At 64.3% G+C, this 23,923-nt stretch carries 15 protein-coding genes; 4 read left to right on the plus strand and 11 right to left on the minus strand.

Annotation, left to right across the window (positions count from 1 at the left end; translation table 11 throughout):
• The first annotated feature begins 2 nt into the window (after positions 1–2).
• The 4 genes from HMPREF2978_RS04130 (at position 3) to HMPREF2978_RS04145 (ending at position 4,925) form a co-directional block, all read left to right on the plus strand.
• Positions 3–2,429: an MMPL family transporter gene (locus HMPREF2978_RS04130; protein WP_070744226.1), complete on the plus strand. Its 2,427-nt coding sequence runs from the start codon at positions 3–5 to the stop codon at positions 2,427–2,429.
• On the plus strand, positions 2,426–3,436 hold the full coding sequence (locus HMPREF2978_RS04135) for a lysylphosphatidylglycerol synthase transmembrane domain-containing protein (protein WP_070744228.1): 1,011 nt from the start codon (positions 2,426–2,428) through the stop codon (positions 3,434–3,436). Before HMPREF2978_RS04130 ends, HMPREF2978_RS04135 begins: the two co-directional genes overlap by 4 nt.
• Positions 3,437–3,784 (plus strand): DUF3054 domain-containing protein, encoded by a 348-nt coding sequence (locus HMPREF2978_RS04140; protein WP_046647585.1) that lies wholly within the window; start codon positions 3,437–3,439, stop codon positions 3,782–3,784.
• A 127-nt stretch (positions 3,785–3,911) separates the two neighbouring features.
• Positions 3,912–4,925: an HNH endonuclease signature motif containing protein gene (locus HMPREF2978_RS04145; RefSeq protein WP_070744230.1), complete on the plus strand. Its 1,014-nt coding sequence runs from the start codon at positions 3,912–3,914 to the stop codon at positions 4,923–4,925.
• Positions 4,926–5,194: 269 nt separating this feature from the next.
• On the opposite strand, the gene HMPREF2978_RS04150 is transcribed toward HMPREF2978_RS04145, so the two are convergent.
• From HMPREF2978_RS04150 to HMPREF2978_RS04200, 11 genes are all read right to left on the minus strand, one after another.
• A complete protein-coding gene (locus tag HMPREF2978_RS04150) occupies positions 5,195–6,742 on the minus strand; it encodes an acyl-CoA carboxylase subunit beta (RefSeq protein ID WP_046647588.1) in 1,548 nt (515 codons plus the stop codon).
• Entirely contained in the window at positions 6,739–11,538 is a 4,800-nt protein-coding gene (locus HMPREF2978_RS04155; protein WP_070744232.1) for a type I polyketide synthase, read from the minus strand. The genes HMPREF2978_RS04150 and HMPREF2978_RS04155 overlap by 4 nt, the downstream gene beginning before the upstream one ends.
• A gap of 209 nt (positions 11,539–11,747) precedes the next feature.
• Entirely contained in the window at positions 11,748–13,607 is a 1,860-nt protein-coding gene (locus tag HMPREF2978_RS04160; RefSeq protein ID WP_070744234.1) for a FadD32-like long-chain-fatty-acid--AMP ligase, read from the minus strand.
• A 137-nt stretch (positions 13,608–13,744) separates the two neighbouring features.
• Positions 13,745–14,677, minus strand: coding sequence for a cutinase family protein (locus tag HMPREF2978_RS04165; RefSeq protein ID WP_046647591.1), 933 nt, complete (start codon positions 14,675–14,677; stop codon positions 13,745–13,747).
• A gap of 54 nt (positions 14,678–14,731) precedes the next feature.
• Positions 14,732–15,238, minus strand: a complete 507-nt coding sequence (locus tag HMPREF2978_RS04170; protein WP_070744236.1) for a hypothetical protein — start codon at positions 15,236–15,238, stop codon at positions 14,732–14,734.
• Positions 15,239–15,247: 9 nt separating this feature from the next.
• Complete coding sequence (locus HMPREF2978_RS04175; protein ID WP_371326359.1) at positions 15,248–17,161, minus strand: alpha/beta hydrolase-fold protein; 1,914 nt, start codon at positions 17,159–17,161, stop codon at positions 15,248–15,250.
• 302 nt (positions 17,162–17,463) lie between these two features.
• On the minus strand, positions 17,464–18,495 hold the full coding sequence (locus tag HMPREF2978_RS04180) for an alpha/beta hydrolase (RefSeq protein ID WP_070744240.1): 1,032 nt from the start codon (positions 18,493–18,495) through the stop codon (positions 17,464–17,466).
• A 144-nt stretch (positions 18,496–18,639) separates the two neighbouring features.
• Positions 18,640–20,385 carry an arabinofuranosyltransferase AftB family protein gene (locus HMPREF2978_RS04185; RefSeq protein ID WP_070517731.1) on the minus strand — a complete coding sequence of 582 codons (1,746 nt, stop codon included), beginning with the start codon at positions 20,383–20,385 and terminating at the stop codon, positions 18,640–18,642.
• A gap of 11 nt (positions 20,386–20,396) precedes the next feature.
• Complete coding sequence (locus HMPREF2978_RS04190) at positions 20,397–21,404, minus strand: decaprenyl-phosphate phosphoribosyltransferase (RefSeq protein WP_070525906.1); 1,008 nt, start codon at positions 21,402–21,404, stop codon at positions 20,397–20,399.
• On the minus strand, positions 21,401–21,928 hold the full coding sequence (locus tag HMPREF2978_RS04195; RefSeq protein ID WP_070525908.1) for a phosphatase PAP2 family protein: 528 nt from the start codon (positions 21,926–21,928) through the stop codon (positions 21,401–21,403). The genes HMPREF2978_RS04190 and HMPREF2978_RS04195 overlap by 4 nt, the downstream gene beginning before the upstream one ends.
• Entirely contained in the window at positions 21,918–23,879 is a 1,962-nt protein-coding gene (locus tag HMPREF2978_RS04200) for a glycosyltransferase (protein ID WP_070744242.1), read from the minus strand. Before HMPREF2978_RS04200 ends, HMPREF2978_RS04195 begins: the two co-directional genes overlap by 11 nt.
• Positions 23,880–23,923 lie beyond the last annotated feature (44 nt).

Raw genomic sequence — 23,923 nt, forward strand, 5'->3', positions numbered from 1 at the left:
GCATGTTTTATTCTTGGGGCCGCTTCTCCTATGCCCACCGCAAGGTCATCCCGCTCATCATCGTCGGGCTCATCCTCGGCCTCTTTGTCGGCTTCGGCACGCGCCTTGAGGAGCGCATGAGCCAGGAGGGCTGGGAGGACCCAGGGGCGGCGTCGACAAGCGCGGCACAGATCGAGCTGGAGACCTTCGGCCGCGACAACTCCGGCGACGTCATCCTGCTTTTCGACGACCCCGATGCCCACGCCGCTGAGGCCAAGGCCTTCCTAGACCAACTCCAAACTGACCATCCGGAGCAAATCGACTCCGTCACCAGCTACTTTGATAAGCGCAACCCGAACCTCATCACGCAGGACCACTCCACGGCCTTCGCCGCCATCGGTCTGAAGGGCGACGGCGAACAGACCCTCAAGGACTTCCGCGCCATCGAGGATTCGCTGCACTCCAGCGACTTGCCGGTACAGGTAGCGGGTGCCACCGCCGTGGCTGACGCGCTGGATGAGGGCATGGCCAAGGACATCTCCCGCGCGGAGAAGGCCGCGCTGCCGCTCGTCGGACTGCTGCTGCTGATTGTCTTCGGCTCCGTCGTCGCGGCCTTCATGCCGCTCGTCGTGGGCGGCCTGTCCATCCTGGGCTCCCTGGGTATCCTCTCGATCCTGGCTGGCTTCCAGCAGGTCAACGTGTTTGCGCAGGCCGTCGTCACGCTGCTGGGCTTGGGCCTGGCCATTGACTACGGCCTGTTCATGGTCTCCCGCTTCCGCGAGGAGCTGGACAAGGGCCGCGATACCAAGGAGGCCGTGGCGATCACCACCGCCACCGCCGGCCAGACCGTGGTCTTCTCCGCCGCGATGGTGGCCGTATCCCTCTCTGGACTTTTCCTCTTCCCGCAGGCCTTCCTCAAATCCGTGGCCTATGGCTCCATCTCCGCGGTGGGCCTCGCCGCACTCCTGTCGGTGACGGTGCTGCCCTCGCTATTTGGCATGCTGGGCCCCAACATCGACAAGTGGACCGTGCGCAAGACTTCGCGCCGCGGGCGCCGCATCGAAGACACCTGGTGGTACCGGATGCCGCGCTGGGCCATGGGCCGCGCGGGGCTAATGACCACCGCCATCTGTGCGCTGCTCATCGCGCTGACCCTGCCGGTGCTGGGCGTGAAATTCGGCGGTATCAACGAGACCTACCTGCCACCCAACCAGGACGCGCGCGTGGCGCAGGACCAGTTCAACGAGCAATTCCCGTCCTTCCGCACCGAGCCGGTCAAGCTGGTGGTGAAGAATGCGACGAATGAGCAGCTTGTGGACGTCGTCATGCAGGCCCGCTCCATCCAGGGGCTTACCGAGCCGATGGGCCCGAAGACCGCGACCGTCGACGGCACCACCGTCCTCGGCGCCGGTATTCAGGACCGCGAGGACTACGCGCGGATCGTCCACGAGCTGGAGAACATTGAGGCACCGGAGGGCGTGGAGCTCTACGTCGGCGGCACCCCGGCCATGGAGGTCGAATCCCTCGACGCGCTCTTCGACACGCTGCCCTGGATGGCCCTCTACGTGGTGCTAGCCACCTTCATCCTCATGGCGCTGGTCTTCGGCAGCTTCATCCTGCCGCTGAAGGCCATCATCATGACGCTGCTTTCCTTGGGCGCGACGCTGGGTATCTTGACGCTCATGTTCGTCGATGGCCTCGGTTCCGGCCTGCTCAACTTCACCGCCGGCCCGCTGATGAGCCCGATTCTGGTGCTCATCATCGCCATCGTCTTTGGCCTGTCCACGGACTATGAGGTCTTCTTGGTCTCGCGCATGGTCGAGGCCCGCCGCCGGGGTGCCTCCACGGACGAGGCCATCGCTGCGGGTACCGCGCACACCGGCGGCATCATCACGGCGGCTGCGCTCATCATGATTGTGGTCGCGGGGGCCTTCGGCTTCTCCGACATCGTGATGATGAAGTACATCGCCTTCGGCATGATTTTTGCACTGCTTATCGACGCCACCATCGTCCGCATGCTCCTCGTCCCCGCCGTCATGCACCTGCTGCGCGAGGACAACTGGTGGGCACCGCGCTTCCTCACACGCCTGACCCATCGCCTCGGCGGCGAGAACGCTCCGGTTGCCGAACCGGCCCTGTCCACCGCATCCGCTGCTGAGCCGACGCCCAGCGCCCCAGTGCTGAACGACGAAGAGGCCGCACCGGCTGAACAAGCTGCGCCGTCCACCGCCCTAACTACCGAGCGGGACGAGCCGCGTTCTTCGGCTGGGTCCACCGAACAGTCAGAACCGCACACCTCCCCCGTGGCGCCGGCTGAACAGGTCGAGGAGGCGTCGCCAAGCACTGCGAACGAAGCCGCCGTACGCGGGGACCGCAGCGCCGACACTGACGCGGAGCTCATCCCCTTCTCCGAGCTGGTCAAGCGCCTCAAGTCCACGGATGGTCGATGAAGAAGAACTGGCTGACCTGGATAATCTCCCTGCTGATTCTGGCCGCGCTAGCGTGGTTCTTCCGCGACCAGCTGGACTTCATCTCCGAGGGATTGCGCCGCCTGCGCCACGCTGAACCTTTCCCCGTGGTGCTGGTGGTGTTCTTCGCACTGCTCTCCATCGCGGGCATGGCGGAGGTGATGAAGCGGCTCATCGGCGCGGGCGGCGTCAAGGTGCCGCTGCGCGAGACCTACGCCATCACGCTGGCCTCCAATGCGTGGTCCACGACTCTGCCGGCGGGCCCCGCCTTTTCGGCTTTGCTCACCTTCCAGGTGCAGCGCCGCTGGGGTGCGTCCGTGGCGCTGTGCAGCTACTTCCTGTTTTTATCCTCGATCATTAGCTCGATGTTCCTCGCGCTCATTGGCTTGGGCGGGGTATTTTTCCTCAACGCGGATATGGCTCTGGGATCGCTGATCACCACGGTTGTCCTCATGCTCGCGGCGCTCGGGGGCATCTTCTGGCTGACCTCGCACCCGGTGACCCTTGAGCGCTGGCTGCGCAAGCTGCGGCCCGGCCCGAAGCGGGACCGTGCGATTCAAGAGGTGCGCAACTTGGGCGAGGTCCACCTTTCGCGTGGCCCCTTTGCTGTGGTTGCTGGGACGTCGCTGGTTCACCGCCTGGCCGATATGGCAGCGCTGTGGGCCTCCGTGTGGGCGGTGACCGGGGAGATTCCGTGGCTGCGCGCCGGTGCCGATGACACCACCCTGGCCGGTGTGGCCCTGGCCTTCCTCGCCGCGAAGCTGGCTGGCTCCGCACAGGTCACCCCGGGTGGTGTCGGCACGGTGGAGGCCGCGCTCATCACCCCGCTGGTGGCCACGGGCCTGACCGTGGTGCACGCCACCTCCGCCGCCATCATCTACCGGCTTATTTCCTTTGCGCTCATCACTATCATTGGATGGGTCATCTACTTCGCCCATTACGCCCGCGATGGCTTCTCTTACGCGGCGTTGAACCGGAAGGAATCCTAAATGCGCGTTGCCCCGCTTATCGACGTCCTCGCTCTCGCCCTCTTCGCCATCTTCGCCCGCCTGGCGCACGGGGGTCTGAGTTTTAGCTCCTGGGTTGATGCCTTCTGGCCGTGGACCGTGGGCGCGTTGGTTGGCTGGGTCATCATCATGGCGGCGAAGCTGAGCGGCCTGTGGAAGGAGGGCGTCGTCGTGTGGCTGAGCGCCATCATTGGCGGCATGGCCCTGTGGATGCTGGTCAACGGCCGCCTACCGCACTGGTCCTTCCTCATCGTGGCCACCGTGATGTCCGCGCTGTTCTTCTTTGGCTGGCGGGCCATCGCGGCCTTTGCTTCCCGCTCCCGCGCCTAGAATCTTTGCCATAGTCGGCTACCCGTCGACCTACTTTCACCCCTTTACGCCCTTGCAAATGAGCGTTTGAGCTGGGATTTTAGCGTTCCGGTTGCGGGTCGGTTCGGGCCGGTTTAGTGTGTGGGTCATGAAGTTGGGGGACTTACTCGGGGTACTCGCTCGCGGCATGCACGTCGTATCCTTGTGCGCTGGCCACACCCGTGAGGAGATGATGGCGCTGGGTGCGACGCCGCGCGTGGCGCGGCAGCTCGAGGGACTCCACCGCGTGTATTTTGGCCAGACTGCTTTCAGCGCCAAGCAGCGCCGCGCCCGGGAGACCAACCATGCGTTGGATACGCTGCTGCAGATTGAACGACACGTCGCGCGCGTCAAGAATTCGCGCCAGGCTTGGGACCTACGAGTGGAATTGTGCGCTACTCCGGAGAGTGAGATTGCGGACGTGGCGAAGCGCAGGCTCGCGGAGCTCACTCCCGAGCCCACTCCTGGCGTCCGCGTGCGACGCAGCACGGGCGGCATGCACAAGCTCATCATCACGGATCGCCCGCGCGCGATTGCCAATTTAGTGGGTACGCTCAAAGCCACATCAGAGGACCTGCTCAAGGCAGTCCACGAGGTCTTTTCCGGCAGTGGCGCGCCGAAGCCGGCATTGCATGCGCACGTCATTGTGCGCCTTGAGCAGCTGGACAAGATTGTGCGGGGCGAGGGCGATGACATCCTTCTGCAGGCAACCGACGGCGGCACGATGACGGGCGCGGAGTTCCTCCGCACGACGTTTGCCGAGCGCGGCTTCGTCTCCCTCTTTCACCCGGTGGAAGGGCCGGTCAATGTGTATTACGGCAGCCGCTTCGCCAACGATAAACAGCGGCTCCTGCTCTGCGCAGAGCATCCGACGTGCGCCTGGCTCGGCTGCACAAGACCGGCCGCGGAATGCCAGATGCACCACATCAGAAGGTGGCAGGATGGCGGACCGACGAACCTCGACAATCTCGTGCCGTTATGTAAGTACCACAACGCCATCAATGACGATGACCCCGCCCGCCCCACGTATCGCGGACGCATCGATCGCATCGAGGGACGCATGGCGTGGCTGCCTCTCGACGGTAGACCGCCAGTCCCCCTCCCCAGCCCGGTCTGGGATTAAAAAAGCCCCTCCGCAAGGAGGGGCTAGAAGCGCTGGCTTACTTCGAGCTCAGTGCGCCAACGTTCACGCCGGCCTGGTTGAGAAGCATGATGACGAGGTTGATGATGTCACCGCTGAGGTCAAGAACGCTAGAGAGCATTGGGTTTCTCCTTTGATTGAATTCCTAGTCTTTAGGCTTATCGGATAAAACAGGCTCACATGTTACGCCGAGACACAAAATTCAGCGCGATCCGCAGGCCTTCTTCGCCCGCCGCCAGGTTTAAACGACGCTAGAGCGGGGAGATGGTGTGCTTCTTGGGCAGGTCCTTCTCCTGCTTATCGGCAAGCTGGCGCAGCGCGCGGCGCAGGGCCAAGCGCGACTCGGAGGGCTTAATCATGCCATCGAGGTAACCGCGCTCCGCGGCGACATAGGGCGCGGTCATGGTCTCGTCGTAGAAGTCCATGAACATCTTCTTCGTCATGGCGCGCTGCTCCGGGGTCTCGGCAGCCTCGAGCTGCTTGCCTGCAATCATGACCACGGCGGCGGCCGAGCCCATCACTGCAATCTGGGCCGTCGGCCACGCCAGGTTGATGTCACCCGTCAGGTTCTTCGAACCCATCACGGCATACGCGCCGCCATAAGCCTTGCGCACAATGAGCGAGACCTTCGGCACGGTGGCCTCGACCACCGCAAACGCGAACTTCGCGCCGCGGTGAATCAAGCCCGCCTTCTCCTGGTCCACGCCCGGCAGGTAACCCGGCGTATCCACCACGAAGACCAGCGGGATGTTGTAGGCATCGCAAATACGGATAAAGCGCGCGCCCTTATCGGCGGCATCCGCATCGATACAGCCCGCTGAATGCATCGGGTTATTCGCAACAAAACCCACGGCCTTGCCATCGATACGGCCAAAGGCGGTGATGACGTTGGGGGCGTAGTTCTCCTGGATCTCGATGAGATCGTCGTCGTCGCCAAGCTGCGTGAGCAGGTCCATCATGTCGTAGCCGGCGTTCGTGTCATCCGGCATGAAGGAATCCAGCTCGGTGTCCTCAGCTACCTCGTCATCAGTAGGCGCGTCGAAGACCGGGGACTCGTCGAAGCAGGTCAACGGCAGGTGGTCGAGCAAATCGCGCACCATGTCGAAGGCCTCATCCTCCGAGGGCACCACGACGGACACGTTGCCGTTGAGCTCCTGCTGGCGCGCGGAACCCAAGTCGTGGGAAGAGATCTCCTCGCCCGTGACCTCCTTGATCACGTTCGGACCCGTCACGTACATCTCCGCCTCACCATCGACAGCGATGATGAAGTCCGTGGTCACCGGCGCATACACCGCGCCACCAGCGGACTTGCCCATCATGATGGAAATCTGCGGGCTGCGGCCACTAAGCGGCAGCTGGCGGCGGGCAATCTCCGAGTACATGGCCAGCGACGTCACCGCGTCCTGAATACGCGCACCGCCGGAATCCTGGATGCCGATGACCGGGCAGCCAATCTTGATGGCCAAATCCATGATATCCGTGACCTTCTTGCCAAAGGTCACGCCCACGGAACCGCCGTAGACCGTCTTATCGTGCGCGTAGATGCACACCGGGCGGCCGTTGATGCGGCCGTGGCCGGTGACCACGCCGTCGGAGTAGATCGCATCCGGGTCACCGGGGGTCTTGCCCAGGGCGCCGGTTTCGACGAAAGAGCCTTCGTCGAGAAGCGCGGCGATGCGTTGGCGCGGAGTCGAGCGCCCCGCCTCATCGCGGCGTGCCCGGGAGCGTTCACTACCGGGGTCCTGGGCGCGCTCGAGGCGCTCGCGTAGGTCCGCTAGCTTGTCAGCGGTGCTAGTCACTTCCGAATCTTCTCCTCGATCCAATCCTCCATGTGCTTGCCCACGATACCGATTGCGGGCTCGTCGGGAACCGCCAGGTGGTCACCCGGCAGCTGCACAATCTCCAGATCCTTCACGATAACGCCCCAACCGCCGTCCGGGTTAACTTCGGCATAGGCCGGCTCGAGCTCGATGGCGCCGTCATGCATGCGCTCGGAGCGGAAGAGGATGACGGGCACGCTTACCGACGCCCACCGTCCCATATCCAGCGAGCCCAAAATCTGGTTGTCCACGAAGGAGGCGCGCTGGTGCTCCAGCACGCCCGCGGACAGGCCGTGTTCGGAGGCGTCGGTGGAGCTGAGGAATTCCGCGAGCATGGCCATGAGAGCGTCTTCGCCCACGGTCTCCAGCATCTCGTAGGGCGGCTCGAAGTCCAGGCCATAGGTCTTCTTGGCAAAGGCGGCGTAGCGGCCCCAGCGGGCCTTGGTCTCCTCCAGCGTCTTCGGGGCCGGATGCGCTGGCTGGGTGGTATCCAGCAGAGCGATGAAGGCGACCTCGGCAGTGTCCTCGCCGCGGGCTGCGCGCTCCTGCAGCTGGTAGGCCACCTCATAGGCCAGCGCGCCGCCGAAGGACCAGCCGCCGAGCACGACCTTGCGCCCACGCGCGTAGTGCAGGATGTCCTCGATATAGGCGGCGGCGCGATCCTCCAGGCTGCCCTCAATGCGCTCCACGCCGTAGACCGCGACATCCGCCGGCAAACGACGAGTCAGCGGCTGGTAGACCACGGTGGTGCCGCCGGCCGGGTGGAACATGAAGACGGCGGGGCCATCGGCCTCGCGCAGGACACGGATATTGCCCTCGACCTCAGTTTCCAGGCCCTCGCGGACGAGGTCCGCCAGGTTCTCCAGCGCTTCAGCTTCCTGAACCTGCTGCGCGGTGACCTCGATGCCGGCGCGCTCGGTGAGGCGCTCGGCAATCTTCTCAGCCACCTCATCGCTGACCTGCGGCAGCGCGGAGGTCACGCCAGCCGCGGCCTTACCTGTGAAGGTGGCCCAGGTGCCGAAGACCATGCGCTCCGAGGCATCGCGCGGCGCGACGCCCACGCCTTCGCCGCCCTTCGCGCTCACCGCGGAGGCGTCTGGGGTGGTGTCGTCGCTCTCGGTGCGCGCGGAGGATACGTCGGCGGGCGCGGTTCCAGTTTCAGCGGCCGCATCGCCCGGCGCCTGCGCGGCAGAACCTGACTGCTCGGACACGGCCTCTTCGACCATGGTGATGACGTCGGCGAGGGAGGCGTCGCGAAGCGCTTGCACCTGCAGCGGCGGAATCTGGAAGTCATTCTCCACGCGGTTCTTGATGCGCATGCCCATGAGCGAATCCAGGCCCAGGTCAATGAGCGGCAGCTCGCGCGGGAGATCGGAGACGTCGTAGCCCATGGACTCCGACACGATGAGTGCCAAGCGCTCCTCCACGCTCTCCGTCGCCGGGTCCCAGCGCACGGCATCGGCGCCCACGTCGGGGTCCGCGAACTGCGGCGCGGTCACAGCCTGCGGCAGGCTCGGCTCCGGGGCCGCAGCGGGTTCGGCAAGGTTGAGAGTCGAGGCAAAGCCCTCCGCGACAAGCTTGGTGCTTGCTCCGTCCACGTAGTGCACCGCCAGCGACAGCCCGCCCAGCGTGCGGCGGACAATCGTGGTGACCTCGCCCTTCGCGGGCAGATCCAGGTGCTCCTCGCTTGCCGCGATGTGAGCGCCCGGGGTCACGGCCTCGGCTGCAGCCTCCAGGATGGCCAGCGCGCTCGGCGCCTGGTCGGCGTTCGTGGAGAAAGCCACCGCGCCCTCCGGCAAGCTCACGCGCGCACCCGGCAGACCGGACACACCAGAAGACGGACGAGCATTGGTCCAAAAACGTTGGCGGCGGAAGTGGGTATGGGGGGCGTCGACAAGCGCGCCGGAGCCAAAGACCTTAGTGTAATCCACCGGCGTTCCAGCAACGTAGAGCTTGCCCAGCAGGTCCAGAAGTGACTCGGTGGGCTCCACCTTGCGCTTCAGGCTGTAGAGCAGCTGCGCATCCGCCTTGCCCGCGGCAAAAGCGGTGGACATCAGGCCCATCAGCGCAATCGGGTTCGGGGAAATCTCCACGATCTGCATGTGGCCGGCCGCGAACGCCGCTTCCGCCGCGTCCTGCAGGTAGACGGGCTTGCGGGTCATGCGGATCCAGTAGTCCTCATCGTGCAGCACCGCACCGGGGCGGTAGACCTTGCCGCGGTCCACGGAGGAGAAGAGCGTCGTGTGCAGCGGGCGGGTCTCGATGCCAGCGATTTCTGCATAGAGCTCACCCAGGAGCGGGTCAACGGCGGAGGTGTGGCCAGCACCCTTGACATTGAGCGCGCGGGCGAACTTGCCCTCGCCCTCGAGGCGCTCCACCAGCGCGAGGACCTCCTCACGCGGGCCGCCCACGGTGGTCATGCCCGGGCCGGTGTAGACGGCGGGTTCGATGGAACCCGGCAGGGCGTCAATCTCCTCGGCGGAAAGCTCGACGACGGCCATGGCACCCTGCTGGTCCTCCGGCAGCGAAGCCTCGCCCTCGCCCATGAGGCGCGCGCGGTGGCAGGCGATGAGTATGGCGTCGGCCGCCGTGATTCCGCCCGCAGCGTAGGCCGCGCCGATTTCACCCATGGACATGCCGATAACGCCGGCCGGGCGCACGCCGAAGGTGGCGAGCAGGTCCGTCAGCGCGATCTGGATGGCGGTGATGGCTACCTGCGCGGTTTCGGTGTTATAGGTCTGGGCGTCGTCGTGCACCAGCTCCAGAATGGACCAGCCGGATTCGCGCTGGACGATGGCGTCAAGCTCCTCCAAGCGCTCCTTGAACAGCGGCGAGATCTCGATCATGTCCTTGGCCATCTTGCGGTGCTGGGAGCCGAAACCGGAGTACATGAAGACTGGTCCGTGCACCGTCGGGGAATCCGCCGCGGCGATCCCGACGGAGACGGTCCCCTCGGAGACCTGACGCAGGCGCTTGACAGCTTCCTCGCTTGACGACGCCGTTACTACCGCACGCGAACGCCCATGGTTGCGGCGCGCGAGGGTGCGGGCCAGGGAGAGCAGGTTCGGGTTCTCCGCTTCGATGTAGTCCGCCAGGTGAGCCGCTGCCGCGGCGCGGCGGGATGGCAGCAAACCGGAGACCGGCAGGGCTACTGGCTGGCCCTCGCCGATGGCGACCTGCGGGGCATCCTGGTGGGTCAGCCCGCGGTAATCCGTAAGAACGACGTGTGCATTGGTGCCGCCGAAACCAAAGCCGGAAACACCGGCGATTTTCTGGCCGGAGTATTCAGGCCACTCGCGCGGATCCTCGACCACTTCGAGGTGCTCTGCGTCAAAATCGATATAGCGGTTGGGGCCCACGTAGTTGATGTTTGGTGGGATGACGCCGTGGCGCATGCCTTCGATGACCTTGATGAGGCCCACGACGCCAGCGGCGGACTCGGAGTGGCCGATGTTGGTCTTGGCGGAGCCCAGCAGGGTCGGGTTGGCGGCCTGGCGGCCCGGGCCCAACACGCGGCCGAGCGCGGTGGCTTCAATGGGGTCACCGAGAATGGTGCCGGTGCCGTGGGCCTCGACGTAGTCCACGTCCTGCGGGCGGATGCCGGCGTCGGCGTAGGCGCGCTCGAGGACGTCGACCTGCGCGTCTGGGTTGGGGGCGGTCAGGCCGTTGGAGTGGCCGTCAGAGTTGACCGCGGAGCCCTTGATGACGGCGTGGATGGTGTCGCCGTCGCGCTCGGCGTCCTCCAAGCGCTTGAGCACGAGCACGCCCGCCGCATCCGCGCGGACGATGCCATCGGCATCATCGGAAAAGGCGTGGATGGCGCTGGTGGGGGAGGTAACCCCCAGCTCACTAAAGCCGATGGAGGCGTGCGGCGAGGCCAGGATGTTCACGCCGCCGGCGAGGGCCGTATCGGCCGCACCCACGCGCAGATCCTTCACCGCCTGGTTGACCGCTACGAGGGAAGCCGAGCACGCGGTATCCACGTTGAGGGAAGGGCCGCGCAAATCGAAGGCGTAGGAAAGGCGGTTAGCCACGATCGCTGAGGACGTACCCGTCATGGCATAAGGGTGCATCTCCGCCGGGTCGGCGGTAATCAGCATGCCGTAGTCATTGTTGGTGGAGCCCATGTAGACACCGGTGGCGGTGCCGCGCAGCTGGTTGGCGGGCACCCCGGCATCCTCGAGAGCTTCCCACGCCACCTCTAGGAGAATGCGCTGCTGCGGGTCCATGTTGGCTGCCTCCAGTGGGGAGAGGCCAAAGAACTCGGCGTCGAAGGAGGCGATGTCCTCGATGTAGCCGCCGTCGGTGTTTTGCTGCTCCATCTTCTCGCTGGTAATTGGGTCGGAGGAGTACTCCGACCAGCGCCCGACGGGCAACGGGCCGGTGCCCGCGCGGCCCTCGACGAGCATGGTCCAGAACTCGTCGACGTTCTTGGCTCCCGGGAAACGGCCGGCATAGCCGATGACGGCGATATCCCCGCCCGCGAGGGAAGCAGAACGCGGCGAAGCCTCACGCGGCGCGCTTTCTGCCGAGGTTCCGGCCGCGCCGTTGACAAGGCGCTCGGCCAGCTGCGCAATGGTGGGGTACTCATAGGCCACCGTGGGCTCAAGTTTAATGCCGAGGAGGTTTTCTAATTCGCCGGAGAGGACTACTGCGTCACGCGAGGACAGCCCGAAATTCTCCAGCGGTTTGGTGTCCGTGATTTCCTCTGCCGACAGGCCGGTGGTCTGCGCAACCCAGGTGCGCAGCCAGCCACGAAGCTCTTCAACGGTCATAAATCTCTAGCTTTCTTACGCGGACTAAAAATATCTAACTCTGCATTCGATTTTGCGCAGCACAAAAGCGCGCACGTCGAAGCGTACATAGGGGTTATCGACCAATTATCTCACTTTGTTAACTTGGGTTTCATAACCGACATACCCACAAGCAGCGGCAACCCCCGCTCCGCGGTTGCGCGGGAACGGGGGTTTAAGCGACGTGGGCTTTAGGAAGCGAGGTAGCTCTTCTTCGCCACGCGGCGGGCAATCTTGCCCGAAGAGGTGCGCTTGATCTCATTAGCGTTGAACCACTGGATGACGGCCGGCGTCACGCCGTGGTGCGCGGAGACTGCGGAGCGGATGGCCTCAGAGGCGGCTGCATCATCGGCTGGGTTGGCACCATCGGCGCGCTCAATGAGCAGCACGAGCTCCTCGGTGCTGCCACCCTCCACAGAGAAGGCCGCGATGGAATCCGCGCGCACGTGGCCCGAGGCCTCCTGTACGGTGCCTTCGATGTCCTGCGGGTAGTGGTTACGGCCAGCCACCACGATGAGGTCCTTGAGGCGACCGGTGATGTAAAGCTGGTTATCCACGATTGCCGCCAGGTCACCGGTGGCCAACCAGTTGTTATCCTCCGGCGCGTTCGGCACGCGGGAGCCCTCCGCCAGACGCTCGCCCAGCGTGTTGTGGAAGGTCGAGGTGGTTTCCTCCGCGCGGTCCAGGTAACCGGCTGCGCGGTTATCACCGTGGAGCCAGATTTCGCCCACGCGGCCATCCGGCAGCTCGGTCTTGGTCTCCGGGTCCACGATGGTCAGGTGCTGCGCCACCACGCCCTGGCCGCAGGAGGCATAGGCCACGGAGTCCGCGGACTTCTCCACGATGACGGCCTCGCCCGCAGCCAAGCGCTCGCGGTCGAAGTGGGAAATGATCGGGCGCTCCGGGGTCTGCGGGGTAGTCACAATCAGCGAGGCCTCCGCCATGCCATAGGAGGGGCGCAGGGTCTCACGGCGCAGGCCGTATTCTTCCTTACCGAAGGTCTCCCAGAAGGAATTCACGGCGGACTCCGTGACCGGCTCCGAGCCGATCACGATGCCATCGACGTTGCTGAAGTCCAGCGTTTCACCTTCTGCCGGTGCGCCGTAGCGCGCGGCGAGCTCGAGGGCGAAGTTGGGCACCACGGCATAGGTTCCCTGCAGCTGCTCATCGATAGGCTGGCGCTTGAGCTGGTCAATCCACCGCTTGGGCTGCTGCACGAAATCACGCGGCGTCATGATTTCCAGGTTGAGGCCCAGAATCGTCACGAAGGTTGCCAGGATGATGCCCATGTCGTGGTGCATCGGCAGCCAGGACACCACGCGCGCCGGCATCTTGATCTGCACCGCGGTGAAGATCTGCAGCACGTTGGTCATGATGTTGCGGTTGGTCAGCAGCACGCCCGCCGGGGTGCGGGTGGAGCCGGAGGTGTACTGCAGGAAGGCCGGGTGATCGATCGGCGCGGTCTGCAGCGCAGCAAGAGCGGCCTTCCCCTCTTCCGTCTCCAACGGGTTCACCCAGCTCTGCGCCAGGGAATCCGGCAGAGAGTCAATCGAAATGATGCGCGGGCGCTCAGACGCTGGGCGGTCCGCGAAATAAGCGCGGTTAGCCGCAGCTGAAATGTTGTTGGTCAGCACGATCGACGGGTTGGCATCGCCGAAGACTGCCCGCAGGTGATCGGTGTGGCCGGGCTCGTTCGGATCGTAGAGCGGAATTGGGGTCATTCCAGCGTACATCGCACCCAGGAAGCCAAAGATGTACTCGGGAGAGTTGCCCGCCAGGATGGCCACGCGGTCCCCCATCTTGCCCACCTGCTGCAGGCGTGCTGCTACCGCCTTGATGCGGGTATTGACCTGGGAGCGGGTGATATCGCGCGGGGTGCCCTCCGGATTATCGCTAAAGACCCACTGGCGCATGACCGGGCGATCCGGGATTCCCGCCTGCTGCTCCGCGGCATAGACGTGTTCGGCGAGCCCCGCCAACGTGAGGTGAGGTGGCAGGGCGATGTTGCCCTTCTCGTCAAAGAACTGGCCGATCAAGGCTTTCAGGTCCATGTGGGAAAGCTCCTTCGTAGGGTAGAGAGGGGCACGCACCCCTACTTCACGTACTTTTGACATTGAAAATATCAGAAGAGATGTGCCGAGCGTTACATGGCGCGCGGTGAGGTGGCGTGCGGGGCCGTCGCCAAGCGCTAGTGCGCGTCGATGGTGTCCTTAGCCCACTGCGTGACCCACTGGTTGGTCGTGGTCCCTTCGATGACGTCCGGATTGTAGGCATACAGTGCATGAACGCCGTTGGCGTCGATGAGATCCCGGGCGCGCTCCAGTCCGTTGCTGACGTCCAGCGGTGCATCACAAATCGAGTCATTCGGCGCGCAGATTTGGAAGGTGCGGTCCGCCAGCTCTCCGAAGCCGTTGGCGCGCTCACCGCGCATCGTGGCGCCCGGGACGATGCCCTGAATCAACGTCGAGACCGGCTGCAGGGCAATCTCCGCGCCCACGCCGCCGACGTGCGCGCCCGGGTTAATGCCCACGCCGTCCTGGCGCCGCCCGTCCGCGATGAGTGCGACACCCGCCACGCTCTCTGCGGGCACGGGCCCGTTGCCGCCGCCGATTCGGTCCGCCACATCACCCGCGATGACCGCGCCCTGCGAAAAGCCACTCAGGATGAACTTCGTGTCCGGGCAGGTCTCGTGCATATAGGACAGCTCGCCCTCTAGGCGAGAGGTTCCCTCGTTGCGGGAATCGTCGTAGCTCATCTCGTGCTGCGCATTGATGTTCTTAAACTGCGCGGTATAGGGCAGCGTCCACACCTTGACGTCCTCGGGGACGTAGGCCTCCTTCAAGGGATTCGTGATCGACAGCATGAAGGAATTCGGGTTCGCGCCTGGGTTAATGGGATCGTCGTCCGCGGCGGATTCCCACGTTCCCGGCGCGGAGATGAATTCCACGCGCGGGCACCAGTCCGGTTGCTCGGGACTCGTGTCCCCCTCCTCCTGGGAGGGGGCGGGCTCCGCCAGGTTCCCTTGCTCTCCTTCCTCGCGGGTATTGAGGAAGTGGACCGCTCCCCCGCCAATCACGGCCAGGAGAACAACGACAGCAAGGACGGTGAGTGTTTTACGCATGAAGAAATTTCTACCTTGACAAGGCGCGGGATTGGCTGGAAAATCCCTGCCACATTACTGAGCGCAGAGCTTGTCGCCCTGCTCGGTGATGAGCTGGACTACGTCCTCGTGGCTGAGTTCCGTGCGGCCCTGCTCAATGAGCTGCCCGGCCACAGCCGGCACGGTGACGGCATCGCCCTGGCAGGAAGCCTGCGCAGCACCCACCAGTTGGTCTTCTACGCCGTCGACGTTCACGCCTTTCTCAGCCACTGCAGACAGGAAGTCTTGGTCCGGGCCTTGCGGGGGCGCGGGAGAGGGGATTTCGGAGATCTCGCGCGCACCGCGGTCTTCCGGTTCCTCGCCTGACGTTCGCTCGGCGGGTGCGGATGCAGAGCTTTCGGACGCCTTGCTTGCCGACGACTCACCACTCGCCGCCGAGGAGCGCTCCAGCGGCGCCACGGAGGTTTCGGTGGCATCGCCCTCGTCGACGGTGGCGGAACCGCAAGCGCTCAGCAAGGTACCGGCCGCAAGCAGCACCGCCGCACCAGCTGCTGCGGTGGGACGGGCAGAGAAAAGACGCATGGCAGTTCCCTACTTCTTATCCGCCTGGACCTGGCCCATGACCTCACGGATGACGCCGTGCTGGAAGGACTGGGTCAGCCCGCCTGCCGGAATGGAGGCGTAGTCCTTGGTGGGCCAGCCAAACTCGCCCTGCTCCCAGCCGTGCTTGCCCCACTCGTCGAAGATCTTGCCCTTGAGGATGTAGTGCGCGCCGGAATCCATGGACCAGTAGATGTTGCCGTGCTCGAATTCCTGGAAGAAGCCGCCGTTAACGGCCTTCTCCTCGCCCACCGGGTAGCCCAGCTCGGACTCGGCAGCCTTCAGCTCCTTGTACTTCGCGCCGATAGCACCGTGCACGATGTGGGTGGAGCCATCCGGGTTGCGGGTCAGCACGCCGTTCTCGAAGTCCTGGACCTCGCCCTCGCCAACCTTGCGCGGCTCGGATACCGGGTACTTGAGGTCGCCACCCTCGAAGCCGTTCTTGCCCCAGGCGTCGAAGAGCTCCTTAGAGATCGGCCAAGCACCGGTCTCCGGGGTCCAGTAGATGGAACCGTGCTCGAAGTGGACGTAGCGGCCGCGGCCGTCCGGGGTCTTCTCCTCACCGGTCTTCGGGAAGCCCAGCCAGGAGGTCGGGCCACCGAGCTCGGAGTAGCGGGCACCGATGCGGCCAATGACGGCGTGGGCACCGGTCTCCGGGGACCAGTAAGCGGTACCGGCCTGGAAGTCCTGGGCCTTGCCGCGATCGGCAACGTCATACTCGTTGTTCACGCAGTTACCGATGATGCCGGACTTGGTGGCTTCAGCGATAGCACCGATCGGGGTGCAGTCAGCGCCGCGGTCGCTCTTGTCCAGGCCGAGGGAGTCAGCGATGTAGGGCCAGGCCTCGGTCATCTCAAACTGCCAGTATTCCCAGCTGTGTACGCCGGTCGGGCGGAACTTGACCACCGGCTCCACGCCAGCGCGCTTGGCGTAATCAACGAAGGTCTGGGTGGACATGCGGGAGATGGCCTCTAGGCCCACGCCGGCCAGGTTGGCCTGACCCTTGGCCACCGAGCCGATCTGGCCATAGTCATCCTTGCCGTTGCCGGCGGAGACGTAGACCTTCATGTCCTTGAGATTCTCGATACCCAGCTTCGGATCGTGGTCGATCCAATCCTGGGAGTAGAGGTCACCCCACATGTTGGTGGAGGTGAATCCGCCGGCATCGGCCTGGGCGGCGGTAATTGCCTCCGGCATACCGGTGGTGGTGGTATCGAGGTAGCCCGAGAAGGAGCCGACGTACTTGAAGGCCCAGGGATTGCGCTCAGCCAGGTTCATGGCGGCGGTACCGCCCATGGAGATACCGGTGACGGCGCGATTGCCGTTGGAACGGTAGCCCTTCTCCAGAACCGGAATGAGCTCCCGCATCAGGAAGGTCTCCCACATGTAGTGCCTGCCGTTGTCTTCCTTCTGCCAATCTGAGTAGAAGGAGGACTCGCCGCCCACCGGCATGATGAGGTTGACGTTGCGGTCAGCATACTGGGAGAGGATGTTGGTCTCGATGGTCCAGCCGGACTCGTCATCGCGGGCACGCAGGCCATCGAGCGCCCAGACCTCCGGGAAGGTCTTATCCGGGCTGGAGTACCAATCGCGCGCGAGCTGGATCTGCACGACCTGCTCCTTGCCCGGCATGGCAGCGGACTTGATGTAGACCTTGAGGTGGCGGTTGGTCAGGTACTCAACGCGGGAGACGGATACGCCCTCCGGCAGGCCCTCAATCTCCGGGTATTCGGTATCTACCGGGGTACGCTGCGGCGGATTAGAGGGAGCGAAAGAATCGGAGAGGTTGGAGCTGCCCAGGAGATCAGTAATGCCCTCGGTAGAGGAGCTTGAAGACTGCGCGTTGGCGATAGGCAGCAGCGCAAAGCCCACTGCCACAGCAGTAGGCAGTGCGGCGATGGTCAGGCCCTTGCGGGCTGCGGACGGGGAACGCAGGCCGGAAACTTTGGCGGACCGGCGGGGCTGAGTTGACGCAGTGTTCGGCATTGAAGAGTCCTTGTAGGGGTAAATCGAGATGCGGGCACGCGGTGCCGCAAGCGGGGCTCCGCAGGTTCCCCTCCTGCGGAACTCGCCGCCGCACGCGTGGTGAGCGGTCTAATATGTTCTCAAGTTTAAGTTTAACTTGAGACTTTCGGTAGGGGGACACGCCCAGCAATCCAATGAAAAAGCCGCCGTACACAGTGGCACGGCGGCTAGGCAGTAGATACTTACCAGGCGTTCATTACGTTAAGCACCTGCGGCTTGGAGCGCTCGAGTTGGTATCCGAACTGCTCCCAGTTGTGCAGGCCCTGGGCCGGGTAGTTCGTCTGCAGGCGAACACCCGAAGCGCGGGCCCTCAGCTCCCACAGGCGGGTCGTGCCGTTAGCAAAGCCCTCCAGCGCCACGCCGGCCGCGATGTGCTCCAGACGGTAGCGCTGCTGATCCAGCGGCCCCGGGATGCCGGAGGCGGCGGAAACATACACGTCCGTTCCGTTCGCAGCCAGATCCGGGATCAGGTTGAAGGGGTCATTGCTGAAACGCTTCGGGCTGATGATGGAACCGTACATGGCGTTGATGTTGAAGCCGCCGGCGTCGAGAAGCGCGAGGCGCATAAAGGTCTGGGCACCCGGCAAGGTCGTGGTGAGGTAGCCGGAGTAAGACAGTGCCTGACGGAACTGCTCCGGGTGCTTGCCCGCGAGGGTAATAGCCGCGGTGGCACCCATGGACAGGCCAGCAATGGAGTTATTGTTGCGAGCCACGCCGAAGTTGCCCTCAAGGTAGGCCGGCAGCTCCTGCGTCAGGAAGGTCTCCCACTGGTAGTTGACCGGCTTGACCAGATCGTAGGTAGCCGGACCGTTCCAGTCCGCGTAGAAGGAGCCAGCGCCGCCCACCGGCATCACCAGGGTGATGTTGTGATCCACATAGGTGCGCGCGGCGTTGACGTCATTGACCCAGGCGTTGGTGGAATCGGTGGCGCGCAAGCCATCGAGCAGGTACAGACCCGCGTTACCGCCGTTCTTAGCGGGCTGGATCTGTACTGGGATGTTGCGACCCATGGCCTGGGACCACACGTCGCAGCGCTGTACCCAGTATCCGACGCGATCCCATTCGCAGGCGCCGGTGGCGTCTCCACGCAGCCAGTCACGGTGCGCGGCGGATGCTTCTTGCGTACCCGCGGTCACGACCAGGCCCAGAGCCACAGCGATAGCTGCCACCACTGAGAGGACCCGAGTCCGCAGGCCAGAGCTTAGTGAACTCATGTTTCTCCTTAACGTTTCTACTGCCACTAGTACATCGCCAACACGCCAGCGATAGTTACAGATCAATAACAGGAATCTTTCGTAGCGTAACGCACCCTGGCAATTTTCGCCTACCCATGGGGGTGCTTTCCAGCTCACGCCAAGCTAATGGACAGGATAATCGCTGGGATCATCGGAGAGCATGAGGGTGCGGCCCGAGGTCAGTGAGAAGGTTAGGTTCTTGAGGAAGCGCTCCCGGGTTAGGGGCTCGCTGTAGGAAGCGATGAGCTCTTGTACCTCTGGGCTTGCCAGCGCAGCGCGCGCCTGGCGGGTTGTGTCCTTGTCATACCACGGCGGGAGATACTCAATATCCGCGCCCGTCAGCGCAGCCTGCCACTCCACGTCGAGGTTTTTGTCGTGACCCACGCGCCCGCCTTCCTCACGGGGCATGCGCGCGGCCAGCGGCGTGGCCAGACCAATCGTGTCAAGAACCCGGACATTCAGCGGCGCGTTCATCGACGTCATACCCAAGTTCACCAGGTAGACCGTCGGCGGCTCATCCATACCCGGCTCGCGCCGAACGGTGAGCCAATTGAGAAGGTCTTTTTCCTCATCTTCCACATAGATGGTGGCCAGGGCATCTCCGCCCACCAGTTTCTTGCCGGCTTCTTCGTAGCCACGCATGAACTTCATCCCCAGGTAGTCTTTGGCCGAGCGCGGCGGGTAGCCAGCCTCGCGGTTGGTGGCATAGGTCCAGAAATCACGTTCGTCCACGATGGACAGCGGTTGCTCATAGGCCTCCCAGTCCGTCGGGTGCCCACGCAGCACGATGACGAAGGCCCACACCGCGCAGAAGGCCACTGCGAGCGAAGACACAAGACCCTTGAGCGGCAGAACAAACACGGGGAGAAGCGCAGCGAAGAGCGGCAGCAGCAGCATGCGGCCGTGCATGAAGTCACCGCCCACACGCAGCACGTACAGCACGTGCACCGCCGCGGCCCCCACCATCAAGTAGGTCACGGTGGTGGAGCTGCGCAGGGCTGCCGGGCGCAGCTGGGCACGGAAGGTCCACAGCGCCGCACCCGCCAGCACAAGAACGGGCAGGTACAGGGCATATGGCCCCACGAAATCCTGCAGGTAGTTCAGGCCGCTGTCCCACGCGCTTGACGACGCCGACTTGGCCACCGCCGTGTGCGGAGTCAACAGGCCGTAATAGCCCATGCGGAAGAATTGGTAGCCCGCCGGGATGGGCAGGGCCGCACCGAGGATCCCGAGCCAGACTTTCCAGTTGCGGTGCGCCGCCAAAAGCAGGAGTCCGGCAAGCCCGCCGTAAAGTGCGAACTCCGGGCGCACGAGCCAGGACAGACCAGCCCACAGCGCGAGCCAATAAGCACTATTATTCGTGCGGGATTGCGCCCAGTGCTGCAGCAGCGCCCAGAGGCCGGCGAGGTAGAAGATGGACAGTCCCCATTCCAGCCCGGAGGTGAAGAAATCACGGGCCGGGGGCAGTGCGAGGTAGACCAGCGCGCCTGCGGGAACCACGAGCGGTGCAGCAAACTGCCCCGATCGGTAGAAGGCCCGGGCCGTGGCCCACGCCCCCAGCACCATCGCCGCGACCGCCAGCAGGAGGCCCAGGTTGACGGCGATGGATTCCAGCGGGGCATTCGTTAGCCACCGCACGAGGAGGATGAGGTATTGCCACAGCGTGGAGGTATTGGCCTCCACGCGCTCGCCCGCGTTGAAGACAGGTCCATTGCCTTCCTCAAGGTTGCGCACCGTGCGCAGGACGATCAGGCCGTCGTCAGAAATCCAGCGGCGGGCGAAGCCACCCCAAAACGAGAAAACTCCGATCACGATAACCGAGGCCAGCGCGCTGAGCGCGGCTGCGGTACGTGTATCGGATTTTCGCATGAGGAGAGAGTCTAGCCCATCACTGCCGGCATGATGTAGACCGCCATGGCGATGCAGGCCAGCCACAGCAGAGCTAGGATCTGGAGGACGCGATCCTCCAGGGCAATCTCATCCGGAGCGCCGCCGTTGCCGCGGTCCACGTCGGCGGCATAGCGCAGGATCGCGATGGTAAACGGCACCATGGACACCTGGTACCACACGCTGGCCGGGCCATCAGACTCGTTGGAGAGCTGGAAACCCCACAGCGAGTAGGACATGACCACGGCGGTAGCGGCCAGGGTCCACACGAAGCGCAGGTAGGTAGGCGTATAGCCCTCCAGAGATTTACGGATCTTGGCGCCCGTGCGCTCCGCCAGAAGGATCTCCGAGTAGCGCTTGCCCGAGGCCATGAACAGCGATCCAAACGCGGCCACCAACAGGAACCACTGGGAGAGCACGATGCCCGCGGCCACACCGCCAGCCATGGTGCGCAGCATGAAACCGGAGGACACCAGGGCGATATCGATCACCGGCATGTGCTTCCACCCGAAGCAATAGCCCAGCTGCAGACCGATGTAGATGGCCATAACGATGGCGAGCTCTAGGCCGGCCGTGGCCAAGAAAGACAGGCCAATCGACCCGATGATGAGCACCGCCGCCATGATATAGGCCAGGTTCACCGGAAGAACGCCCGCTGCGATCGGGCGGAAGCGCTTCGTCGGGTGCGCGCGGTCCGCCTCCACGTCGCGGGCATCGTTGATGAGGTAGATGGAGGACGCGCCCATGCAGAAGACGATGAAGGCGAGGAGGACGTCGAGAAGCACACGCGTGTGGAACAGCGACTCCGCGCCCGCAGCCGCAGGGGCTGCCAAGACCAGCACGTTCTTGACCCACTGCTTGGGGCGCAGGGCCTTCACCATGCCATCGGCGAGGTTTTTCGGCGGCTTGCGCTTGCGGCCGGTATCGATACCGGAGGTGTGCGGCTCAGAGTGGAAGACTCTCTGCTCACCGTCGTCGACGCGGTTAGGACGTTCGCTCATGCGGTCTTCCTTTCATAGCGATGGCATGCTTCCGCGGTGGCGGCTCCCAGCAGGGCGCCGATCGCCGTATCGGATGGGTAATGTACCCCGAGCACCATACGCGAGGCCATCATGACCGGCACACCAACGAGCGGTGCCGGGGTTCCCAGAACGTGCGCGGCGCCCACGAGGAACGCGCTTGTCGACGTCGCGTGGGAAGAAGGAAAGGACAGCTTAGAAGGGGTTTTCACGCCGACTTTGACGTAGTCATAGTCCGGGCGCTTGCGCCGCACAATGCGCTTGATCACAACGCTGGCCGCATGCGCCGTAAAAGCGCCCACGCCGACGGCTACCCACTGGCGGCGGCGCGCCGGCTTCTGGTAATTCACGGCGGCGCCCAGACCAGATAGAGCCAGCCAACCCAGGGCGTGCTCGCCGAAGTGACTTAAACCCCGCGCGGTGGGCAGAACGCCGGGCGCATCGAAGGCCGCATCCTGGATCTTCTCGAGGACACGGGATTCGGCGACAGAAAGCTTATTGGGCATCGAAGACCTTTCGCCAGGACTCACGGGAGGTCAGCTCCGGCAGGGCCGCGCGGTACTCCGCGCGCAAGTCATCGAAGTTCTCCTCGATTTCCTTAAGCAGCTCGCGGGTGGACTTCACCAGCTCGAGGGCCAGTTCGCGGTCGCGCTTGCGGAAGGCCACGCCGGTGCCGCCCGCGGTGGAGACGGTGGCGGAATCCACGCGGGAAAGCGTGAACCAGCGGGCCTCCTCCGGGGTGAGATTGAGCTGCGGTGCTTCGTGGTGCGCCGGGTCTTCCTTAGTGACCAGGTGCTTGGCGGACTTGATGAGCCACGGAATCTTCTTGATCTTGCCCAGGCGGCCGCCGATATTGCGGGTGGGCACGCCCGGCGCGCCGGTGGGCGCGGGCAGCTGATCCGCCGAATCGATGATGACGGCGTCCGGGAATTCCTTGCGGATTGCGGCGATGCGCGGCAGCGAGGACTCCAGGATGTCGAAGAGCTGATCCGGGCCGGCCAGGAAGTCCTTCATGGCCTCCAGCTGGATGGCCATGGTGGAGTACTCCATGCACATGGTGTGCTTGAGGGTGGACTTGAAGATGGATTTGGTAATCCCGCGTGCATCGCCCTCGTGGTAGAGGGCCGCCACGATGAGGCGGTTGCGCAGGTGGAAGTAGGCCTGCCAGTCGATGGCATCGTCCTTATCCGCCCAGGCCATGTGCCAGATGGCAGCACCTGGCCAGGTCACCGTGGGGAAACCATGAGCAGCAGCGCGCAGGGAGTATTCGGTGTCATCCCACTTGATGAACAGCGGCAGCGGCTGCCCAATGTTTTCCGCCACGACGCGCGGGAAGAGGCACATCCACCAGCCGTTGTATTCCACGTCAACGCGGCGGTGCAGCGCGCGGGAGTCATACTTCTTCGGGTCGAGGTGGGACTGCGCGTCACCGATAGCGCGCAGCGGGTACTTGGCAAAGTCGTGGTCATAGACGGCGTGCTCGGCCGCACCCCACATGAAGTCGGCGCGGTTCACGCGCTCGCCGGTGGTGCGCAGCTGGGAACGCTCCTGCAGGTTGAGCATCTGGCCACCCACGATGAAGGGCTTGGCGGCGTAGCGCGCTGCCTGAACCGCACGGAGGATGGAATCCGGCTCGATGGCGATGTCATCATCCATGTAAAGGATGTACGGCGAGTCGGTATTCTCCAGCGCCTCGAACATGATGCGGGAGTAGCCGCCCGAGCCGCCCAGGTTGCCCTGGCGGAATTCGCGGAAGCGCTCACCGAAGTGCGCTACGGCCTCGTCATAGCCCGGCTCGTCCGCCGGGTGCTGGTTGCCCTGGTCCGGCATGAGGACATAGTCGATGATGCCGTCCACCACCGGATCCTCCGCCAGCGCCTGCAGCGCCGCGACGGCGTCGGTGGGTCGGTTGAAGGTCGGAATGCCCACGGCCACGCGCTTCTCCTGCGCCGGGTACTCGCTACCGTCCGGCAGGAGCTGCGGGTTCGGGGCGTGGGGGGCGCACCAGGCGACGTCGGCAAGCACGGTGTCCTCAACGGCAGAGGCATCGAACCACAGCAGGCCGCCGTCCTCGAAGTTCTTCAGGGGCAACTCAAACTCGTGGTGGCCGGTGGTCACCACATGGTTGGCCACGGCGATGCGCTGGCCGTCTTGCTTGGAACGGTAGAGGGAAATGTTGGCTTCGCCCTCGACGTCCATGACCAACACGATGGACTTCAGCTGGGACCAGCGGCGCCAGTAGGCGGCCGGGAAGGCGTTGAAGTAGGTCTCGAAGGAGGCCTCTTCGCCGGCCGGGATGGTCACGGAGGTGCGGCCGCTCCAGCTGAGGCGCTCGCGGTTTTGCTCGGACTCGATGAGGTAGAGCATGCGGACGTCGACCGGCTCGCCACGCTTGGGCAGCAGGATGCGCTGTACGGGTTCTAGCGTTTCGCGCACAGCAGAATTGTTGGCAGTCACGATATCTTCGGTTCTCCACACAGATTTCGACAGTATTCAGAAAC

This window comes from Corynebacterium sp. HMSC074C01 (assembly GCF_001814605.1).
In the GTDB taxonomy this organism is placed as follows: domain Bacteria; phylum Actinomycetota; class Actinomycetes; order Mycobacteriales; family Mycobacteriaceae; genus Corynebacterium.